General features: G+C 68.7%; 16 protein-coding genes. 12 read left to right on the plus strand and 4 right to left on the minus strand.

The annotated features are described in order from the left end of the window. Positions 1-726 precede the first annotated feature (726 nt). The 8 genes from ACQEVO_RS30015 to rraA all read left to right on the plus strand — a co-directional run bounded on the left by ACQEVO_RS30015 (position 727) and on the right by rraA (position 5,870). Positions 727-1,365 carry a DUF6474 family protein gene (locus tag ACQEVO_RS30015; protein WP_432919785.1) on the plus strand — a complete coding sequence of 213 codons (639 nt, stop codon included), beginning with the start codon at positions 727-729 and terminating at the stop codon, positions 1,363-1,365. Positions 1,366-1,747: 382 nt separating this feature from the next. Continuing rightward, complete coding sequence (locus ACQEVO_RS30020) at positions 1,748-2,407, plus strand: hypothetical protein (protein WP_432919786.1); 660 nt, start codon at positions 1,748-1,750, stop codon at positions 2,405-2,407. Then, the gene (locus tag ACQEVO_RS30025) at positions 2,368-3,024 is read left to right on the plus strand and encodes a YcnI family copper-binding membrane protein (protein WP_432919787.1); all 657 of its coding nucleotides are present in this window, start codon (positions 2,368-2,370) and stop codon (positions 3,022-3,024) included. The genes ACQEVO_RS30020 and ACQEVO_RS30025 overlap by 40 nt, the downstream gene beginning before the upstream one ends. Then, a complete protein-coding gene (locus ACQEVO_RS30030; protein WP_432919788.1) occupies positions 3,021-3,560 on the plus strand; it encodes a copper resistance CopC family protein in 540 nt (179 codons plus the stop codon). The genes ACQEVO_RS30025 and ACQEVO_RS30030 overlap by 4 nt, the downstream gene beginning before the upstream one ends. After that, the gene (locus ACQEVO_RS30035; protein ID WP_432919789.1) at positions 3,557-4,483 is read left to right on the plus strand and encodes a CopD family protein; all 927 of its coding nucleotides are present in this window, start codon (positions 3,557-3,559) and stop codon (positions 4,481-4,483) included. Before ACQEVO_RS30030 ends, ACQEVO_RS30035 begins: the two co-directional genes overlap by 4 nt. A gap of 9 nt (positions 4,484-4,492) precedes the next feature. Then, positions 4,493-4,876, plus strand: a complete 384-nt coding sequence (locus ACQEVO_RS30040; protein WP_432919790.1) for a DUF5313 family protein — start codon at positions 4,493-4,495, stop codon at positions 4,874-4,876. A gap of 53 nt (positions 4,877-4,929) precedes the next feature. Then, positions 4,930-5,292 (plus strand): DUF5313 family protein, encoded by a 363-nt coding sequence (locus tag ACQEVO_RS30045; RefSeq protein WP_432919791.1) that lies wholly within the window; start codon positions 4,930-4,932, stop codon positions 5,290-5,292. A gap of 89 nt (positions 5,293-5,381) precedes the next feature. Then, the gene (gene rraA, locus ACQEVO_RS30050; protein ID WP_432919792.1) at positions 5,382-5,870 is read left to right on the plus strand and encodes a ribonuclease E activity regulator RraA; all 489 of its coding nucleotides are present in this window, start codon (positions 5,382-5,384) and stop codon (positions 5,868-5,870) included. Between the two features lie 41 nt (positions 5,871-5,911). Here the strand turns inward: rraA and ACQEVO_RS30055 are convergent, their stop codons facing one another. Further along, positions 5,912-6,133 (minus strand): RNA-binding S4 domain-containing protein, encoded by a 222-nt coding sequence (locus ACQEVO_RS30055; protein WP_432919793.1) that lies wholly within the window; start codon positions 6,131-6,133, stop codon positions 5,912-5,914. A 247-nt stretch (positions 6,134-6,380) separates the two neighbouring features. Here ACQEVO_RS30055 and lysX point away from each other — a divergent pair, with 247 nt between their 5' ends. From lysX to ACQEVO_RS30070, 3 genes are all read left to right on the plus strand, one after another. Further along, positions 6,381-9,695: a bifunctional lysylphosphatidylglycerol synthetase/lysine--tRNA ligase LysX gene (gene lysX, locus ACQEVO_RS30060; protein WP_432919794.1), complete on the plus strand. Its 3,315-nt coding sequence runs from the start codon at positions 6,381-6,383 to the stop codon at positions 9,693-9,695. A gap of 121 nt (positions 9,696-9,816) precedes the next feature. Continuing rightward, complete coding sequence (locus tag ACQEVO_RS30065; protein WP_432919795.1) at positions 9,817-10,284, plus strand: hypothetical protein; 468 nt, start codon at positions 9,817-9,819, stop codon at positions 10,282-10,284. Positions 10,285-10,394: 110 nt separating this feature from the next. After that, positions 10,395-11,009 (plus strand): histidine phosphatase family protein, encoded by a 615-nt coding sequence (locus ACQEVO_RS30070; protein ID WP_432919796.1) that lies wholly within the window; start codon positions 10,395-10,397, stop codon positions 11,007-11,009. Here ACQEVO_RS30070 and ACQEVO_RS30075 read toward each other — a convergent pair whose 3' ends face one another. The 3 genes from ACQEVO_RS30075 to gltB all read right to left on the minus strand — a co-directional run bounded on the left by ACQEVO_RS30075 (position 11,010) and on the right by gltB (position 18,396). Beyond that, complete coding sequence (locus ACQEVO_RS30075) at positions 11,010-11,909, minus strand: cutinase family protein (protein WP_432919797.1); 900 nt, start codon at positions 11,907-11,909, stop codon at positions 11,010-11,012. Positions 11,910-12,217: 308 nt separating this feature from the next. Further along, complete coding sequence (locus ACQEVO_RS30080; protein WP_432923173.1) at positions 12,218-13,687, minus strand: glutamate synthase subunit beta; 1,470 nt, start codon at positions 13,685-13,687, stop codon at positions 12,218-12,220. 56 nt (positions 13,688-13,743) lie between these two features. Next, entirely contained in the window at positions 13,744-18,396 is a 4,653-nt protein-coding gene (gene gltB, locus ACQEVO_RS30085) for a glutamate synthase large subunit (RefSeq protein WP_432919798.1), read from the minus strand. 941 nt (positions 18,397-19,337) lie between these two features. Here gltB and ACQEVO_RS30090 point away from each other — a divergent pair. Beyond that, positions 19,338-20,990 carry a DUF4407 domain-containing protein gene (locus ACQEVO_RS30090; protein WP_432919799.1) on the plus strand — a complete coding sequence of 551 codons (1,653 nt, stop codon included), beginning with the start codon at positions 19,338-19,340 and terminating at the stop codon, positions 20,988-20,990. Positions 20,991-21,462: the final 472 nt, after the last annotated feature.

Here is a 21,462-nt window from a genome sequence, read left to right on the forward strand (position 1 = left end):
TATGTTCCGTCGGCCTCGGCGTCCAGTCCGTCGGCCTCGGCGTCCAGTCCGTCGACCTCGGTATCCGGTCCGTCGGCACCGACATCCGTTGCGTCGACCTCGGCATCTGCGCTGCCGGCCTCGGGATCCGGTCCCTCGGCACCTGCACCTGCGTCTCCGGCATCCCGGCCGTAGCCGCCTCCGGCGAGCGCAGCGGAGTCGGCCACGGCTGCGCCGGGATCGATTCCGTTACTCGTAGGGGCTTCGTCGGCGCCCACGGCGGCGTCGCTTCCGGCACCCACGCCGGCGGGGTCTTCGCGGTCGATACTGCCCGGTTGCACGCAAGCAGTATGGTCCCTGCCCCCGACAGTGCCGCGACTCGAGCACCCGGACCGGCCGTGCGGGCACCGCATCGGACCTGTCCGCGCCCCCGCCCGAGCCGAACGCGTCGACCTGCCGATGCCCCGCTCACGGCTCTTTTTCGCGACAGCTTTCGCCACTTGCGCTCGACGGTCGGTGGCGACCGTTCCGCGGCAGCTCCGGCCATATGCTCCCCGGGAGCCGGCGTGCCCCGGCTCCGGGCTCGTCGATACCTCTCCGCGACATCGCTTGCCGGGACCTGGGTGCCGTCTCTCGCCGGTTGGGGCGGGAACCCGATAAGGTGTCCGCGAACCGTGTGACACGGGTGGACGATGCGGTTTTCCGTGTCGTATCGCCGCAGCGAACCAGCATTACGGAGGGCCTTCGATGGGGTTGTTCACCAAGCGCAAGCGGCGGCCGAGTCGGCGGGCCGAGGCAAAGGCTCTCAAGCACAAGGCTGCGATGGAGGCCAAACTCGGCGCCAAGAACGAGCGCAAGCGGCTGCGTTCGGAAGCCCGGGCGCAGAACAAGGTCGCCAAGGCGCAGATCTCCGCTCTGCAGGCCGAGGAGAAGGCCGCCCTCAAAGCCGCGGCCCGCGCCGAACGCGACCCCTTCAGCCCGGGGCAGGTCAAGAAGTATCTCGGCGTGGCACGGGTGCTGGTTCCGGTGCTCGCCCCGCTGGCCTACCGCGGTGCGACCTATGTCCGGGGGCAACTGGACGCACGCCGCGCCAAACAGCTCGGTGTGGGCGTGAACCAGCTCGGCGACTACGCCGGGCACGGCGGCCGGTTACAGGCGCGGATCGCCAATACCGAAGCCGCCCTGGACAAGATCGCGAACGGCAACGGGGGCAAGGACACCCAGCAGTTCGTGACCGGCGCCCGCAGCCGGCTCGAAGCCCTCGATTCGGCGGTGCGCACCGCGGATCAGATGCCCACGGCGCGGCGGCGTTCGGTACACGCCTCGATCGCCACGGAACTGTCCAAGATCGAAGCGGACGTGCTGGCCCGCCTCGGCGTAGCCTGACCCGACTCTGTTCACCCACCAGGTCCGGTCCGTAGTACGGAGCCGGTAGCAGCTCGCAGGCCTCGTCGACGACCGGCGCAGTACGACGCTGGAACAGGTACGGCCACCACCGCCGGGCAACTCGCGGTTCGCCGCACCGCCGCTACCTCCCCCGCAAGCCGGGCGCCGATAGGCCGGGACGCCCTTGCGCGACCTACCGGCCACAGCGCCGCGTTCGCCGACGAAGGACACCACGCATCACGCGGTCGCAGTGGCCGGACCGTCCGCTCGGCGGCACCCTCCCGACCCGGGCCGGGTGTACGCGCGGCGAGCGGGTCCGCGAGGATGGACGCCGACCGGACCCGACCGACCGGCGTCTGCCCGCATATCCCGAAAGCTCACGATGTCCCCGAACTCCTACCCCGGCCCCGCGCAGCTGCGTGGCTGCGTGGTGGGCGGGGCGACCGGGGCGCTGGCCGTGGCCGCCCACGGCGCAGCGGGCGGCGGGTATCCCACCTCGACGGGTGCCGCACTTCTCCTGCTGACCGCGCTGGTCACCGGTTGGGCGTCCGGATCCGTGGTCCCCGGGATGCGGAGCGCCCTCACACACCGTGCCGCGGCCACCGGCGCCGGCATCTTCGGGCCGCTGGCGGCAGGACAGTTCGCCGGCCACTGGGCCCTCACCGGGCTCACCGGCCACCACACCGGCGCGGATACCGCGATCGGTGAATCGCTGTCCGGTGGTCCGCTCAGCACGGCGATGTTCGCGGCTCATCTGCTGGCGGTGCTGCTGTGCACCCTGATGATCGCCGCCGCCGAACGGCTGTACCGGGCGGCTTCGGCGGTGGTGCGGGCGCTGCTCACACCGATGCGCGATATCCCGCGCGCCCTCCTGGCCGTGGCTGCCGCGCCGGCCGCGGCCCCGCGATACCGCGCTCCGAACGGGGCGTCCGGCCCGCGAGCGCCTCCGGCGCCTGCGCACCTCGACGCTTCCCATACCTTCGGAGAGAAAGTATTCGACCCATGTCCCACGGGTTTCCACCGGCCCTGCGCCGTGGTCTGACCGCGGCCGTCGCCGCGGGTTTCGTCCTGGCCGGCGCCGGTACGGCCGCCGCGCATGTCAGCGTTTCCGCCCCGAACGCCACCCCCGGCCGTTCCACCGTCGCGACCTTCAGCGTGCCCACCGAATCCGAGACCGCCGGTACCACCGCGGTGCGGATCACCGTGCCGGAGATCGCGACCGCCCGCACCGAACCTGTCCCGGGCTGGACCGCGAAGATCGAACGCGACGGCCAGGACCGGGTCGTGGCCGTCACCTGGACCGCGAACCCGGGTAGCCCCGGTATCCGGCCCGGTGAGTTCCAGCGTTTCGTGGTGTCGCTCGGCCCGCTGCCGGAAGCGGATTCGATCACCTTCCCGGCCGAACAGACCTACAGCGACGGCACGGTGGTCAACTGGAACGAAACCGGCGACCACGATTCGGCCGAACGTCCCGCGCCGGCCCTCACCTTGGGCGCCGAAACCGGCGACCAGGGCGGTCACGATCACGGCGACCAGGCCGCGGACGCGCCGGCCGAGAGCAGTGATACCACCGCCCGCTGGCTCGGCGGCCTGGGCCTGGCGCTGGGCGCGCTGGCCCTGGGTGCCGGTATCGGCGCCGTGGTCCGGAGTCGGCGATGAACCGCCGGACCCCGCTGTTCGCCGTGATCGCCGCCCTGCTGTGGGTGCTGCTCGGGCCGGTCGCCGGTCCGGCCGGCGCCCATTCCACCGTGGTGGGCAGCGATCCCGCCGACGGCGCTGTCCTCGACACCGGCCCGGCCCGCGCGACCATCACCTTCAACGAACCGCTGCAACCGAACTTTCCCGCCATGACCGTGGTGGGTCCGGACGGGAACCTGTGGTCGAAGGGCGACCCGGTAGTCGCGGGCCGCGACCTCAGTGTCGAGGTCGGCGAACTCGGCCCGGCCGGGGTGTACCGGGTGGCCTTCCGGGTCACGTCGGCGGACGGCCATGTGGTCGACGGCGAACGCACCTTCACGCTGAGCACCGCCGGTAACGGCACGCCCGGTCCGGCGGCGAACGCGCAGGGGTCGGGGAACGGCGACGGCGGAGTACCGGTGTGGGTGTTCATCGCCGGCGCGATCGTCCTGTTCGGGGCAGGGCTGGCGTTCGCGTTGTTCGGAACCGGTCTGGGTAAGGGCAAGAAGCAGCAGTGAGAAGTGGTCTCCCGAGCGGGCTCGACAACCGGGTCGCGCTCGCACTCGCGATTCCGGCGGGCCTGCTCGGGGTGCTACTGGCCTGGGCACTCAGCGATATTCCGGCGGCCGCCGGCGTGCGGGTATGCGCCGACCTCGCCGGTGCGGCCGTACTCGGCCTGGCGACACTGCCCCGGTTGAACGATCGGCTCCCGGTGCCCTGGCGGATGACGGCGGTGCTGGCGGCGCTGTGGTGCTGTCTCGAATTCGTGGTGCTGGTTTTCGCCGCGGGCGAGGTGGTTGGTTCGGGCGTGGCCGCACTGAGCCCGGCGGATTTCGGGACCTACCTGGTCCGCATCAGCGCCGGCCAGATCGGCCTGGCCATCTTGCTCGCCACGGCGGCGGTCGCGGGTTACGCGGCCCTCGCCTTCCGCGGCCGCGTGCAGCGAACCCCCGATCTGGTGCTGGTGTTCGCCGCGGTGGCCGTGACGTTGCGGCCGATCACCGGGCATATGTCGCAGCAGGTGTTCGGTTCGGTGCTGGCCGGGGTGCACGCGCTGGCCGCGTCTATCTGGCTGGGTCTGCTACTGGCGCTGGCGCTGGTGGTGCGCGGTCGCCGCGATTGGGCCGAGACCCTGCCCCGGTATTCCGGGATCGCGGTGCCGATGGTCGCTGCGATCGCGGTGACCGGCGCGATCAACGGTGTGGTCCGGCTGGGTGGGGTGGAACCTTTCTTCAGCACCGGGTACGGCCGCATCATGCTGGTGAAGGCGCTGCTGCTGGTGGTGCTGCTGGCACTCGGCTGGTGGTGGCGGCGCACCTGGGTCGCGGCGGCGGCCGCGCACCGGATGACGGCCGATGCGTCGCTGCGGCGGGCGGTGCTGGAGGTGGCGGTGATCGCAGTGGTGTTCGGGCTGGCGGCCTCGCTGGCCATCACGGGATAGCCTGGGTTCATGCGTGACCGGTCCGGAACACCCGGCTTCTTCCAGCGGATCGGCTATATCTGTGGCCGGACCCTGCCCGCGGAGTACTCGGAGTGGGTGCTGAACGATCTCACCGGCCCCGGGGCGACGCGGCGGTATCTGGTGCGCATGCTGGTACCGATCGTGCTGGTCCTGCTGCTGTTCCTGCTGACACCCGGACCGCTGTGGATCGGTGCCTCGATGATGGCGCTGCTGTTGCTACCGCTGATCTATTTCACGGTGGCGCTGACCTATGTGTTCCGGCGCAACCGGCTGGTGAAGCACGGTCTCGATCCGGCACTGGCCGATGCCGATGTCCGGCGGCGCGCGGAGGCCGAGCGCCTGTCCTATGAACAGCGGCACGGCCGCAGCTGACCTCGTCGGGCTCCGCCCTGGTGATGGCCGTCACACAGGCATAGCCTGTAGCTATGAACACGCCGACCTTGAAACAGCGGATCGCCTACGATCTGGGTCGGGAACTGCCCGCGGAGTTCCACGAATGGGTTGTCGAGGATCTCTGCGGCCACGGCGCCATGGAGCGCTACCTGATCCGCTTCGTCGGGCCGGTCATCCCGTTCTTCATCCTCATCCTGCTCTTCCCGGGACCGATGACACTCAAGCTCGGCCTGATCGTCATGATGATCGTTCCGCTGATCATCTTCACGATCGCATTGAGCTGGGTGTGGCGGCGTTACCGCCTGGTACAGCACGGACTGGACCCGGATCTGGCCGATAAGCAGAAGTGCTCGCCGCGCGATCGTGAACGCTACAACCTTCGCTACCACCATTGACGCCCGGCAGGCGACTGCGGTAGCGGGCGGGGCGACAGGACCGGGGGGTAGGTGCCGGCTGCGGCGCGCGGCCCGGCACAATCGGAAACGTGACCGAATCAGAGCAGCAGGTGGCCACCGCGGATCTCGCCGACGAGATCGGCCCCGATATCCGTAGTTGTGATACCCAGTTCATCCAGTTCGGCGGCCGGCCGGTCTTCGCCGGCCGGATCACCACTATCCGCTGCTTCCAGGACAACCTGCTGGTCAAGCAGACCCTCGGCGAACCCGGCGACGGCAAGGTACTCGTCGTCGACGGCGGCGCGAGCGTTCATACGGCGCTGGTCGGCGATATCATCGCCGGCCGCGGGGTCGACAACGGCTGGGCCGGAGTCGTGGTGAACGGGGCGGTCCGCGATTCCGCGATTCTGCGCACCCTCGATATCGGGCTCAAGGCGCTGGGCACCAATCCGCGCAAGAGCACCCAGACCGGCTCCGGCGAAAAAGATGTCCCCGTGGAGTTCGGCGGTATCACCTTCCGGCCCGGTGAAATGCTCTACAGCGACCACGACGGCGTCGTGGTCCGCGCCGAGGACTGATCGATCGCGCCGGTGCGCTACTGCAAGTTCCGGTCGCCGGGCTATCCGGCGCTCACCCGGGCCTGATGCCCGGCGATCGCCACCACATCGCCGACCTGGAGCTGGCGGCCGCGCCGCAATTCGACCTCGTCGTTGACCCGCACCAGCCCGGCGGCGATCACGGTTTTGGCTTCCGATCCCGATTCGATCAGATTCGCCAGTTTCAGGAACTGCCCGAGCCGTATGGCGTCATCGTCGATAGGCACATCGATTGGATCCGGCATAGCCACATGCTTACTCCCTCGGTCGAGGCGCGGTCCCACCACCCCGGCCGAATCCGTCCACACGCCGCCGCACAACACGACATTCCCGGCATTTCACCGGCCTTCACGCGCCACGCCCGGAGCGCGGTTACACATTTCGGCCAACCGGGCCCGCGCACAGGGAAATACGTGCCGTTATCGGCCGATATAGCCCGAACACGCCGGTACACAGCCCGGATTCGGTGCGCATCGGCGGCAGACTGGAACGGTGATATCCACGCAGGAACCGCCAGATCTGGAAATACCCGGCCGATCCCGGACCACCGGCCGGCTCGCGGCGATACCGCACGCCCTCGCCCCGGTATTCGGCGTTCTCGCCGCGGCCTGCCTGCTGTGGAGTTCGGTGCCGGCGTTGTCCGGCGCGCTGGAAGGACCCCGCGACTACCTGGATCAGTACTACGTGCACGCGCCGGCGACCAATCTGCTGTGGGCGGCCGCAGCCGGGCTGCTGGCCCTGGGACTTTCGCGGCGTAAACGCCTCGCATGGTGGGCGGCACTGCTCTACCTGGCGAGCTGGCTGCCGGTGAACCTGCTCGATATCGCGGTAGACCACGACCCGAATGCCGTTCCGGCGCTGCTGCTGCACGCCGGAGTGCTGGGCCTGCTGGTTGCCGGGCGGACCCAGTTCGCCGCGCGGATCCGGCGCTGCTCGGCGCGGCCGGCGGTTACCGTCTGTGCCGCCGGGCTGGCGGCCGCGGCCGTGGCCGGCGGCTGCGTGGTGCAACTTTTTCCCGGCACACTGGCGCCGGGCGCGAACCGTGCGCTGTTCGTCGGCTCCCAGCTCACCGCGAATCTGCTGGTGCACCCCACGCAACCAGCCGGGACCGCACCGTTTTTCACCGCCTTCCTGATCGGCCTGTTCGGGGCACTGGCCGGGGCGGCCACCATCACGGTGCTGTTGCGGACCCAACGCCGCGAGTATGCGCTCACCGCGGAAGACGAGGCGGCGCTGCGGGAACTGGTGCACGGCCCGGATCCGGCCGGTTCGACCGACTATTTCGCGACCCGCCGCGACCGCGGCGTCGTTTTCGCCCCGAACGGCCGCGCGGCCATAGGCTACCGGGTGGAATTCGGGATCTGCCTGGCGCTGGGCGATCCGGTCGGCGCACGCGACTGCTGGCCGCAGGCGGTCGAGGCATGGCAGCGCTACGCGCGGCGGTTCGGATGGCCGGTGGCGGTGATCGGCGCCGGCGAAAACGGTGTCGCGGTGTACCGCCGAGCCGGTCTCGACGCCGTACCCGCCGGGGCGGAGGCCCTCCTCGACACTCGCACGTTCGCGCTCACCCTTCCCGAACTGCGACCCGCCCGCGATGCCGTCACCCGGCTGCGCAAAGCGGGTGTCACGGTGCGGGTCCGGCGGCACCGCGATATCGGGACCGCGGAGTTCGCCCGGCTCGCGGTGGCGGCCGACCAGTGGCGGCGCACCGAAACCGAACGCGGGTATCCGCTGCCGCTGGGGCGGCTCGGCGATCGGCACGACGGCGATTGCCTGCTCGTGGAGGCGGTCGACGCAGGTGACCGGGTGCTCGGCCTGTTCTCGCTGGTGCCGTGGGGCCGCACCGGGGCCACCCTGGAACTGCTACGCCGCGAACCCGGTTCGTCCGAAGACATCACCGACCTGCTCGTCGCGGAATTCGCGTTGCGGGCCGAACAGTTCGGGATCGAACAGATCTCGTTGAACTTCACCCTGTTCAGGTCGGTGTTCGAGGCAGCCGCACAACCGCGCTCGCGCGGATCCCGCTGGGCGGCGGTGAATTCGCTGCGCGGTGGTGCGCGGACCCTGCCGCTGTCGTTCTCGCGATGGTGGCAGCTGGACCAGCTGTACCGCTCGGGCATGCGGTACCAGCCGCGCTGGGCACCCCGCTACGTCCTGTCCACCGACTCACGGCATCTGCCGCGGATCGCGCTGGCCGCCGCCCGCGCCGAGGGCCTGCTTCCGCGCCTGGGCGGCGCCGGGGCTTTCACCCATACGGGTTGCCACCGTGCCGCACCGGAGGTCACGGCAGTCGCGCATCCCGTGGTCACCGCCGATACACCGGTGACCGACGCGATGCCGGCCCGCGACCCCCGGCCGGAGCAGGTCCGGGTACGGACAGCGAAACTGAACCGGCTGGCCGCCGCGAATATCGACCCCTATCCCCTGCCCTTCCCGCCGACCCATACCATCGCCGCGGCCCGCCGGGTGCCGCGCGGGACCACGGTGCGAGTATCCGGCCGGCTGCTGCGGCTGCGCGATTGCGGCGGTGTGCTGTTCGCGGTGGTCCGCGACTGGACCGGCGATATCCAGCTGCTGCTCGACCGCGAACGGCTCGGCGCCGGCCGCTGCGCGGAATTCGGCGAGTTCACCGACCTGGGCGATCTGATCTCGGTGAGCGGCCAGCTCGGGTACAGCCGGCGCGGCGAACTCTCCCTGCTGGTGGCCGATTGGCGGATGCTGGCGAAATGCCTGCATCCACTGCCCGGAAAATGGCACGGTCTCACCGATCCCGATGCCCGGCTGCGCCGCGGCTATCTCGACCTGATGATCGACCGGCAGGCCCGCGAACTGCTGGCCCGCCGCAGCGCGGTACTGCGCATCCTGCGCGACACCCTGCACGACGGCGGTTTCCTGGAAGTCAGCTCGCCGGTGCTGCAGCCCGGCCCCGGGCCGGGAACGCCGCGCAGTATGCGCACGCATATCGACGCCGACAACACCGATCTGCATCTACGCCTCGACCCCGAGCCGGCGTTGAAGCGGCTGTGCGTCGGCGGTGTGGAGAAGGTGTTCGAACTGGGCCCCGGATTCCGCAATACGCGCGCGGATGCCCGGCACCTACCGGAATTCACGCTGCTGGAAGCGTATGAGGCGCACGGTGATCACCGGCGGATGATGGCGTTGTGCCGGCACCTCGTCCAGCAGGCCGCGCTGGCCGTGAACGATTCGGCGATCGCCATGCGGCCGCGACCCGACGGTTCGCTCGAGGCGGTGGATCTGTCCGGTGAGTGGCGGGTGCGTTCTGTCTACGACGCCCTCACCCGGGAAACCGGTATCGAGATATCCCCCGATACCGAACTGCCGCAGTTGCGGGAGCTGTGCGAGAAAGCCGATATCGGCTGTCCGCCGGGCTGGGCGCACGGCCGCATCGTTTACGCGCTCTACCAGCGCCTGGTCGCCCCCACCACCGACCGGCCGACCTTCTACATCGATTTCCCCGGTTCCGTGTCGCCGTCCGCGCGCACCCAGCGCCGCCGCGGCGATCTGGCCGAACGCTGGGAACTGGTGGCCGGCGGGATCGAAGTGGCCACCGGGCGCAGCGAACTGACCGACCCGGTGGAACTGCGCCGCCGCCTCACCGCCCAGGCCCGCCCGGGCGGTGATGACGGACCGGCCACCGTGGGTATCGACGAGGATCTCCTGCGCGCACTGGAATACGGTATGCCGCCCACCGGCGGATTGAGTCTCGGCGTAGAACGCGTATTGATGCTGCTCACCGGCCGCGCGATCCGGGAAACCCAGACCCTCCCGCTGGTTCGCCGGCGCTGACGGCGTCCCGGACTGTCGAGAACGCTGGGAATACGCGAGGTTTCGTGCCCGCGACACGGGGAAGTACCGTGTAGGCACTCCGGCCCGAGGAGGAGGGCCGAATCTTTCGAACGGGGTTACTTTGAGTTATCTGGACCTGCTCACCCACGCGAGCCATATGGACTACTCGGCCTGGGCCGATACCGATGTGCTGGCTTCCGTGGTCGATCTGGAAGCGAAGCGTAAGAGCAAGGGCAAGGGCGGTGGCGGCGGCTGGATCGTGGGTCTGATCTGCCTCGTGGTCGTCGTGGCGATTATCGTCGCGGTCGTGCTGATGGCACGGAAGAAGAACGACAACAGCGCGCAGGGCCAGTTCCAGGGCCAGCCTCCGCAGGGCGGCTACCCGCCGCAGGGTGGTTATCCCCAGCAGGGCGGATTCCCGGAGCAAGGTGGCTACCCCCAGCAAGGTGGCTACCCGCAACAGGGAGGTTATCCCCAGCAGGGCGGGTACCCGCAGCAAGGCGGCTACCCCCAGCAGGGCGGCTACCCGTCCGACCCGAACAATCCGCCGCAGGGTGGTCAGCCGCCGTACCCACCGGCCGGTCACTGACCCGCACCGACTGTTCCGGAAAGGCCCGGTCCGCCACACGGCGGACCGGGCCTTTGCGTTCGGCCCTCTCGGTTGGCCGCCGAGAGCGGCGATACGGCAGAGTGGACCCCGTGCAGTTGATACTTGTTCGACATGGCCAGCCGCAACGCGTCGACAACGCGAGCGAAGGCGCCGATCCCGGCCTGGCGCCGATCGGCGTGGAACAGGCCGAACGGGTGCCCGCCGCGCTGGACCCCCACCGGATCGCCCGGGTGATCAGCAGTCCGCAGCGCCGGGCCCGGGAGACCGCGGCGCCGACTGCCGCGAAACTCGGCCTGGATATCGAGATCGTGGACGGACTGGCCGAGTACGACCGGGAACTACCGTCCTATATCCCGATCGAGGACGCCAAGCTGGAATTCCGCGACACCTACGACCGGATCAAGGAAGGTCATCTGCCGCTGCAGATCGATGCCGAGGCATTCCGGCATCGGGTGCGTGACGCGATCACCGATATCGCCTCCACCACCGCCGCCGCCGATACCGTCGTGATCTTCGCGCACGGTGGGGTCATCAACATCACCCTGCAGGACATTCTGGGCCTGGCCCGGCCGCTGACCTTCCCGATCGATTACTGCTCGATCACGCGGATCCTGTTCTCGCGCACCGGCCGCCGCAGCGCGGCGACGGTGAACGAGAACGGCCACGTCTGGGAACTGCTCCCGCGCAATATCGCGAGCAGCTGATCAGGCCATATCCGCGATCCAGTTGTGCATCCAGGTCAGCGCGGTCTGGCCGCCACCCACGCGGTAACTGCCGTAGGCGTGGTGGGATTCGGAACGATAGAACGACTCGAGTTGCTTGAACCGCTGCTGGTTGGCGCCCTCGGTGAGCTGCGCCTGCAGCGTGGGAACGCCGCCGTACTTCATCAGATCGTTGACGATCGCCGCCGCCTCGAGCTGGTAGCGCCAGAGGTTGGCCGGGTTGGCGTCGGAGCTCTGCGCGAGGAAACCGGCGAAGCGGGTGACGAAATCGTCCTGCGCGGTGGCGCAATACAGATCGGTGGGAATGCAGACGGTGCGGGTGCGATCGCTGAGCCAGCCGAATCCGCCCACGCGCGGGCCGGCGGCACCGGCGCCCGGTGCGTGCGGGCCGACCTGGATATCGGCGGCGGCGCGGCGCGGGTCGGAGATCAGCCCGACGCCCGAGATCCGTTCCGGCCGAATCGGGCCGAGGCCGGTGCCGATTTCGGCCGCGAGATCGCCCGCGGCGTGCGCACCCTGGCTGTAGCCGACCAACGCGACCTTGGTGTTCGCGCACCGGGCTGTCATGTCGGTGATCAAACCGCGCGCGTTGGACACGGCCTCGTTCATCGACCGACCGTAGACATCACCTTCCCAGGGGAACGCGGTGGCCGCGTAGGTGACGTAGTCGACCTTCGCCGAGCGCGGTAGCCCGTCGGTCACCTCGGCCAGCATGCCGGCCGTGGGAGTTTTGTCGTGCCCGGTTTCCCACGTGCCGGGGATCGCCACTACATACAGGCTCGGGCATCCGGGCGCCGCCGAGGCGACCGACCCACCGAAAACCAACCCCGACGCGACCGCCGCACATGCGCCCAGCGCTGCGGCAACCCTCTTGAACTGCATACTGCTCCAGTCACCCTGGCCCCTGATCGGGACACTCCCGTTTCCGCCGTCGCGCGATGCCGAACCGGGCCCATTCGCCCGATGTGTAACAGGTGAACAACAGCTACGCATCACTAGTACACGATCGGATCACGATCAGGCTCCGGGACACACCGTGGATAACAATAGAGCCACGCCACAACAGCCGCCAGCCGGATACCCCCGAGATCACAAAATGCGGGACCGTGGCCGGAGATCGGCGGAAAACGCGACAGCGCGGTACCTCCCATCGGAGGTACCGCGCTGTCGGTGGTTCAGCGCCTACCGGCTCAACGCTGGGCGACCGCCGTCGGCGGAATGGGCGCCGGGAGGGCGGTTTCGCCTTCCAGATACTTGTCCACCGCGGAAGCCGCCGCGCGACCCTCGGCGATGGCCCATACGATCAGCGACTGACCGCGGCCCATATCGCCGGCGACGAAAACGCCGGGGATATTGGTGGCCCAGTTCTTGTCCCGCTGGACGTTTCCGCGCTGGTCGTAGCCCACACCGAGATCGGTGAGCAGACCGGGCTTGTCGGGGCCGACGAAACCCATGGCCAGCAGGACCAGATCGGCCTCGAGCGTGAAATCGGTGCCGTCGACCTTCTCGAACCGGCCGTTGGCCATTTTGACCTCGTGCGCCTCGAGCCCGGTGACCTTGCCGTCCTTACCGACGAAACGCTCGGTGTTCACCGAGAACACCCGCTCGCCACCCTCTTCGTGCGCCGAGGAGACCCGGTACATGAGCGGGTAGGTAGGCCACGGGGTGGAACCGGCGCGTTCGGCCGGCGGCCGCGGCATGATTTCGAACTGGTGCACGCTGGCCGCGCCCTGCCGGTGCGAGGTGCCCAGGCAGTCGGCGCCGGTGTCACCGCCACCGATGATGACGACCTTCTTACCGTGCGCGTGGATCGGCGGCAGACCGTTCTCGTCGGTCACCGGATCACCGTGCTGGACCCGGTTGGCCCAGGGCAGGAACTCCATCGCCTGGTGGATACCGTCCAGCTCCCGGCCCGGGATGGGCAGGTCGCGGGCCTGGGTGGCACCGCCGGCGAGGACCACCGCGTCGAACCGCTCGCGCAGTTCGTCGGCGGTGATATCGACACCGACGTTCACGCCGGTTTTGAAGATGGTGCCTTCGGCTTCCATCTGCGCCAGCCGGCGGTCGATGAAACGCTTCTCCATCTTGAATTCCGGGATGCCGTACCGCAGCAGGCCGCCGATCCGGTCGGCGCGCTCGAACACGGTCACGGTGTGCCCGGCACGGGTGAGCTGCTGGGCGGCGGCCAGGCCCGCGGGCCCGGAACCGACCACGGCGATCTTCTTACCGGTGAGGCGGGTCGGATACACCGGCGCGACCCAGCCCTCGTCGAAGGCGTTCTCGATGAGTTCGACCTCGACCTGCTTGATGGTCACCGGATCCTGGTTGATCCCCAGGACACAGGACGCCTCGCACGGCGCCGGGCACAGCCGCCCGGTGAATTCCGGGAAGTTGTTGGTGGCGTGCAGCCGGTCGATACCCTCGCGCCAGCGGTCCTGGTAGACCAGATCGTTCCACTCGGGAATCAGGTTTCCCAGCGGACAGCCGTTGTGGCAGAACGGGATACCGCAATCCATACAGCGGCTGGCCTGCCGTTGCAGGGTTTCGTGCGGAAAACCCTCCTGGTAGACCTCTTTCCAGTCCATCAGCCGCAGCGGCACCGGACGGCGTTCGGGTAACTCCCGGGACGTGTGCTTCAGAAATCCTTGGGTGTCACCCACGAGCGGCCCCCGAATAGTCACAGCGCCTCGTCGACGCTACCTGTGGAATGCTCTTATCAGCCACGAGCGGCCTCCATGATCGCCTCATCGACATCTTTACCGCTCTTCTCGGCCTCGGAGATGGCGAGCAGCACCTTCTTGTACTCGCGCGGCATGACTTTCACAAAGTGATTCACCTGCTGCGACCAGTCGCCCAGGATCCGTTCGGCCACCGCGGAACCGGTCTGGTCCCGGTGCCGGCCGATGATGTCGCGCAGCCAGGTGAAATCGTCACCGGACAGCGCCTCGATGGCGTCCGCCTGTTCCGGGTTGACCCGGCCGCTGAACGTGTTGTCCGGGTCGTAGACGAACGCGATACCGCCGGACATACCGGCGCCGAAGTTGCGCCCGGTCTCGCCGAGGATCACCACGCGGCCACCGGTCATGTACTCGCAGGCGTGATCGCCCACGCCCTCGACCACCGCGGTGGCGCCCGAGTTGCGTACGGCGAACCGTTCGCCCACGACACCGTTGATGAACGCCTGGCCGCTGGTCGCGCCGAACAGGATCACGTTGCCCGCGATGATGTTCTCTTCGGCGCGGAATTCGGCCGGGGCGTTGGGCGCCGGGCGTACCACCAGGTGGCCGCCGGAAAGACCCTTGCCGACATAGTCGTTCGCGTCACCCTGGACCCGCAGGGTGATACCCGCCGGCACGAAGGCACCGAAGCTGTTACCGGCCGAACCGGTGAGCGTGATGTCGATGGTGTCGTCGGGCAGGCCGGCGCCACCGTAGAGCTTGGTGACCTCGTGGCCGAGCATGGTGCCGACCGTCCGGTTCACGTTCGTGATCTTGGTGTCGATCTTGACCGGCTTACCGAACTCGAGCGCGTCGCGGCTCTGCGCGATCAGCTCGTTGTCCAGCGCCTTGTCCAGGCCGTGATCCTGCTCCTTGGTGCGGCGGCGGTCCTGGAACATGAAGGCCGTCTCGACATCGTCGAGGATCGGCGACAGGTCCAGTTTGCTGGCCTTCCAGTGCTGCTTGGCCTTGGTGGTGTCGAGCAGATCGACCCGGCCGACGGCCTCGTCCAGCGTGCGGAAACCGAGTTCCGCCAGCAGTTCCCGGACCTCTTCGGCGATGAACATGAAGAAGTTCTCGACGAATTCCGGCTTACCGGTGAAGCGTTCGCGCAGCACCGGGTTCTGGGTGGCCACACCCACCGGGCAGGTGTCGAGATGGCAGACCCGCATCATGATGCAGCCAGAGACCACCAGCGGCGCGGTCGCGAAACCGTACTCCTCGGCACCGAGCAGCGCGGCGACCATCACGTCGCGGCCGGTCTTCATCTGGCCGTCGACCTGCACCACGATCCGGTCCCGCAGACCGTTGAGCAACAGCGTCTGCTGGGTTTCGGCCAAGCCGAGCTCCCACGGCCCACCCGCGTGCTTGAGCGAGGTGAGCGGCGAGGCACCGGTGCCGCCGTCGTGGCCGGAGATCAGCACCACATCGGCGTGCGCCTTGGACACACCGGCCGCGACGGTACCGACACCGGGCTCGGCGACGAGTTTCACGTGAATCCGCGCCTGCGGGTTCGCGTTCTTCAGGTCGTGGATGAGCTGCGCCAGATCCTCGATCGAGTAGATGTCGTGATGCGGCGGCGGCGAGATCAGACCCACGCCCGGCGTCGAATGCCGGACCTCGGCGACCCACGGGTACACCTTGTGCGCGGGCAGCTGGCCGCCCTCGCCCGGCTTGGCGCCCTGGGCCATCTTGATCTGGATATCGGTGCAGTTGGTCAGGTAGTGCGCGGTGACACCGAACCGGCCCGAGGCGACCTGCTTGATCGCGCTGCGCCGCCAGTCACCGTTCTCCTCCGGTTCGAACCGGGCCGGCGATTCGCCGCCCTCACCGGAGTTGGAGCGACCACCCAGCCGGTTCATCGCGATAGCCAGGGTTTCGTGCGCCTCGGCCGAGATCGAGCCGTAGCTCATGGCACCGGTCGAGAAACGTTTGACGATCTCGGACGCGGGCTCCACCTCGTCGATCGAGATCGGCGAACGCGCACCCTTCTTGAACTTGATCAGGCCACGCAGCGAGGCCAGCCGCTCGGACTGGTCGTCGACCAGCTTGGTGTACTCCTTGAAGATCGAGTACTGCCCGCTGCGGGTGGAATGCTGAAGTTTGAAGACCGTGTCCGGGTTGAACAGGTGGTATTCACCCTCACGCCGCCACTGGTACTCGCCGCCCACCTCGAGCTCGCGGTGCGCGCGCTCGTTGCGGTTCTCCAGGAACGCGACCTTGTGCCGGGTCGCGACATCGGTGGCGATCTCGTCCAGGCCGATACCGCCCAGATGCGAGCGCAGGCCGGTGAAGTATTCGTCCACCAGATCCTGCGACAGGCCGATCACCTGGAACAGTTGCGCGCCGTTGTAGGACGCGACGGTGGAAATGCCCATCTTGGACATCACCTTCAGCACGCCCTTGCTCGCGGCCTTGTTGTAGTTGGCGACGGCCTTGCGGTAATCCGCGGCCAGGTCACCGGTGCTGCCGGGCACGGCCAGTGCGCCCCGTTCGAGCATGTCCTCGATCGACTCGAAGGCCATGTAGGGGTTGATTGCGGCGGCGCCGAAGCCGACCAGGGTGGCCATGTGGTGCACCTCGCGGGCGTCACCGGCCTCCACGACCAGCCCGACCATGGTGCGGGTGCGTTCCCGGACCAGGTGGTGGTGCACCGACGAGGTGAGCAGCAGCGACGGGATCGGCGCCAGCTTCTCGTTCGACTCGCGGTCCGACAGCACGATGATGCGGGCACCACCGTCGATCGCGGCCGAGACCTGAGTGTTGATCGCGTCCAGCGCGCGGCGCAGACCCTCGCCACCGGCCGCGACCTCGTACAGGCCGCGCACGACGACCGAGCGCAGGCCGGAATGGCTGCCGTCGTCGTTGATATGGACCAGCTTCGCCAGTTCGTCGTTGTCGATGATCGGCTGCTGGATGGCGATCTGCCGGCAGGATTCCGGGCTCGGATGCAGCAGATCGGCCTCCGGGCCGATATGGCGGCGCAGGCTGGTCACGACCTCTTCGCGGATGGCGTCCAGCGGCGGGTTCGTGACCTGGGCGAACTGCTGGGAGAAGTAGTCGAACAGCAGCCGCGGCCGGGCCGAGAGCACGGCGATCGGGGTATCGGTACCCATCGACCCCAGCGCCTCGGCGCCGGTTTTCGCCATCGGTGAGATGAGCAGGTTCAGTTCCTCGGTGGTGTACCCGAAGATCTGCTGCCGGATGAGCACGCGATCGTGCGACATGTGCACATGCGGGCGGTCGGGCAGATCGGAGAGGTGCTTGATCCCGGCGTCGAGCCATTCCCGGTACGGGTGCTCGGCGGCCAGCTGGGCCTTGATCTCCTCGTCACCGACGATACGACCCTGCGCGGTGTCCACCAGGAACATGCGGCCCGGCTGCAACCGGATCTTGCGCACGACCTTGGACTGGTCGATATCCAGCACGCCGACCTCGGAGGCCATGACCACCAGGCCGTCCTCGGTGACCCAGATCCGGCTCGGGCGCAGCCCGTTGCGGTCCAGTACGGCGCCGATCACGGTGCCGTCGGTGAAGCACACCGAGGCGGGGCCGTCCCACGGCTCCATCAGCATCGAGTGGTACTCGTAGAACGCCCGCTGCTGCGGGTCCATGTTCTCGTTGCGTTCCCAGGCCTCGGGAATCATCATCAGCACCGCGTGCGGCAGGCTGCGGCCGCCCAGGTGCAGCAGTTCCAGGACCTCGTCGAAGCGCGCGGTATCGCTGGCGCCCGGGGTACAGACCGGGAAGATCTTCTCCAGCCGGTTCTTGCCGGCGGAATCCTTGCCGAAGACATCGGAACGCAGCAGCGCCTCACGGGCCCGCATCCAGTTCTCGTTGCCTGCCACGGTGTTGATCTCACCGTTGTGCGCGACCCGCCGGAACGGATGGGCCAGCGGCCACGACGGGAAGGTATTGGTGGAGAACCGGGAGTGCACGATGCCCAGGGCGCTTTCCACCCGGTCGTCCTGCAGGTCCAGGTAGAAGGCACGCAGCTGCGGCGTGGTGAACATGCCCTTGTAGACGAAGGTCTGCCCGGACAGGCTCGGGAAGTACACCGATTCTTTACCGACCGCGCCCTCGCCCGCGCCGGCCTTGCCCAGTTCGTGTTCCACCCGCTTGCGGATGACGTAGGCGCGCCGCTCCAGATCCATACCGGAGAGCTGCTCCTCCGCGCCGGCGGGCGAGCCGATGAAGAGTTGCCGGAACAGCGGCATGGCATCGCGCGAGAGCGCACCGAGCGACGATTCGTCGATCGGGACCTCGCGCCAGCCCAGTACCGCCAGGCCCTCTTCCTTGACGATCTTCTCGACGCCGTAGGAGGCCCGCGCGGCCTCGCGCCGGGCCTGTGGGAGGAAGGCGATACCGGTGGCGTAGGAACCCTCCGGGGGCAGGTCGAAATCGACCACCGCGCGGAAGAAGCGGTCGGGAACCTGGATCAGGATGCCCGCGCCGTCGCCGGAGTTCGGCTCGGCGCCCGCAGCACCGCGGTGCTCCAGATTCAACAGGGCCGTAATGGCCTTGTCGACGATGTCACGGCTGCGGCGGCCGTGCATATCACCGACGAACGCGACACCACATGCGTCGTGTTCGTTCGCCGGGTCATAGAGCCCGATGGGTCCGGGGGACCTGTGGCCAGGTAGTTGCGTCATGCCTCTGCCTTCGAGAAAGTCGACCTCGACGTGGTGCGGCCTGGAGAGAACGCCCTGTCGAACGCCGGTACTGTCGAACGCTCCCTGCTAGGACTGCGTTCGTACGTTGGCCGACACCAGCCGCGCTGATGGTGTTCGGCGTGCAGTCACGTCTGAAGTTGTGTCACCGGTGGCTGTGCGCCGGTGCCCGCTGGTAACGAAGCGCTTACGCACTCGGAACCCGGAGGCGGGTTTCGCCCGCTAGGCTGGCCTGCGCCGATAGGTTGCCCGAACGTGCCTTCGGCCGGACATCGGTATGTGCGGCGTAAGAGCAAACGATAAGCCAGGTCCGGAACCCAACCAACCAAGGTTGCCCTAATAATCCCGCCTAGCTGGGCTTCTTCATTCGTTCCTCCACATATGCGCGTTTTCTAGTGTAAAGCAGCATTCGGGCGGGAATCGATTCCGGATCGCCCCTCCGAACAGCGGCGATCCAGGGGGTCCGGCCCGTTTCCCGATGTCGTTCCACATCCGCCGAACCCACGCTCACCTGCATCGAAGATGAATTCCCGGCGGCGGCCATCGGCAAACCAACCCACCTGCGGCTAACTGTTGCACGGCCCGATGAGATGTTCGTGACAGCGGCGTGACAAGCGCAGAACATGATCCGACCGTCCGGACTGTTTTCCGTCCACCGCCCTTCAGCACACGATCAGCAAACGGGCTTTTCAGTGGTGCACACCACACTCGTGACGGCCGGTGGAGGCCGGTTTAGATTGCGGCAGTGCTGAATTCACCCAGTCCACGACCCGGTTCCCGGCCGCGTGAGAACGGTCTCGGACGACCCGATCACCGGCTGCTGTGAAGATGACCACACCCGCTCGCCAGGGCTCGATGCGCGGGCGTGCCGCCTGTCACGCTGAGGGCACGAATCGATGACAGCTGCAGAGGTTATGGATCCCATGAGCGTCACCGGCATGTTCATCTGGCTCGGCGGCGGACAGCCCACCGAGACCGCCGACGGATACGAACGCACCGGCTACATCCTCACCGGTGTGGGTGTGGCGCTGTTCGCCGTGGTCACCGCGGGAATTACCGGGGTCGCGCTGCGGCTCGGTGCGTGGTCCCCGCTCGCGGTCGCGCCGGCGGCCGTGATCGCCGGACTCTTCACCGGCCTGCTCGGACGGGCGCTGGCCGGGGCCGAATCCACCGCTCGGCCCGACCGTCCGGCGGGCCAGACGAACACTCCGGCCGTGGCGCTGCGGCTCGGGGTCGCGGTGGTCGCCGGGATCCTGGTGGCCGAACTCGCGACCACGGTGCTGTTCGCCGGCACCATCGATCAGATCCTCGACGACCGCGCGGCCGCGGCCGCCCTCGCCGGGCCGGCGGTACGTCCGGCACAGGAAGAACTCGACCGCGCGATCGACCGGCGTGCAGCCCTCGATCGGACCGTCGCCGCGGCCGAGGCCGATATCGACACCGCACTCGTGGTGGCCCGCTGCGAGTTCAATCCCACCCCGGAATGCCCGCAGACCAAGATCACCGGGGTGCCGGGACGCGGTCCGGAAACCCAGACGGCCAACGAGATGCTCGACGACGCGCGTAATGCCTTGGCGGCGGCACAGAACCAGGTGGCGCCGTTGGACCAGCAGGTCGCCGACGCTCGGGCAGCACTGCAGAGCGCCCGTACCGCCGCCGTGGCCGAGGCAGACCGGGGGCTGGGCGCCCGCTGGTCCGCGGCGAACGATCACACTTCCGGGGATTTCGGTGCCCTGACGATCCGGCTGCTCACCTGGCTGTTCTTCATCCTGCTGGCCCTGCTGGCCCTCATCCTGCGCTGGTGGCGCGGTGAAACCGCCCAGGAACGCCGCCGCGCCGCCGAGGCCGTACGCGACCGGGCCGAACTCGCCGCCGACGCGGCCGTCGCCGAGCAGCAGGCGCGGCTCCGGGCCGAAACCGCGGCGGTCCGGGTCGATCAACAGCTGGCCGAGGCCCGGCTGGCGGCCGAGGCCGATACCGCGATCGCCCGGGAACAGCAGCGCACCCGGGTGATCGCCGCGATCGGCGGGCTGGAGATCGGGGTCACCGAACGCAATGCGGACTCCGCAGATCACACCCCTTCCACCGGCACCGAGCTCGAACGAGTGGACCGCCGGGCCCTACCGGCACCTACCGGCCCGCAGCCCGCAGCCCGGCCGGACGACCTGGTGCTACCTCTCATCGGTGCCGTTCCGTTCACCGGCACCGCCGCCCGGATGATCCGCCCGCTGGTTCCGGGCTTCGTCAGTTCGGCGGTCGACAATGCCCTCGATGCCGCGGGCCGCCCGCTGCGCACCGCCCGGCACGTCTTCACGGAGGCCGAGGAGATCACCTTCACGCTGCGGCGTACCCGCAAGGTCACCCTCGACGGCCCGGCCGAGCAGTCCCGGCCGGGGCCCGGCGATACCGCATCGCCCGGCCACTCGGTGGTGGACGCCGAACTGGTCCTCGACTCCGACGCGATCGTCTCGGCCACCACCCATCTGGAACCCGCGGCAGAAACCTCGCTGTCCGGCCGCACAGCACGCACCCTGCCGGAACCACCGAGCCCTCGGGAACTGCCACCCGGCACCTGAACCGATCCGCCCGGGCCGGTGCCGGCGTCGAGCACCGCCCCGGATGCAGCCTGATCGACCGGCCGAGGGCGATCGACCACACGGCAGGCGGGTATGGGCCCGGCCTGCCCGTTGCCCGGCCTCATCCTCGCCGCTCGTCGGGGCGCCGCAGGGAAGCTACCCGAAGTAGACAAACCGGCCGGGTCGAAGCGGTCGGCGTGCCGGTCGCGCCGATATGCAGTACTGGACCCGGGTCCTCGCGCCCGACGCGGTGGCCGGGCACCTTTCCGTCGGCGAGCAGTCGATATTTCGGCGCTCACCAGTTCGTCGCGATCCACGGCGGGTTCCGGTGGCCCAGGTACCCGCGATCGGCGCCGCGGTCGAAAGGTTTGCGTTCGTCGGACGGGGCGGTGTGCCATACCGGCGAGGGGTAGTGCAGAGCGCAGCCGACCGCTACCGCACGGCCACCGAATCCGGTGCCGAATCGTCCCCG

Source organism: Nocardia sp. CA-290969 (assembly GCF_050936135.1).
GTDB lineage: Bacteria > Actinomycetota > Actinomycetes > Mycobacteriales > Mycobacteriaceae > Nocardia.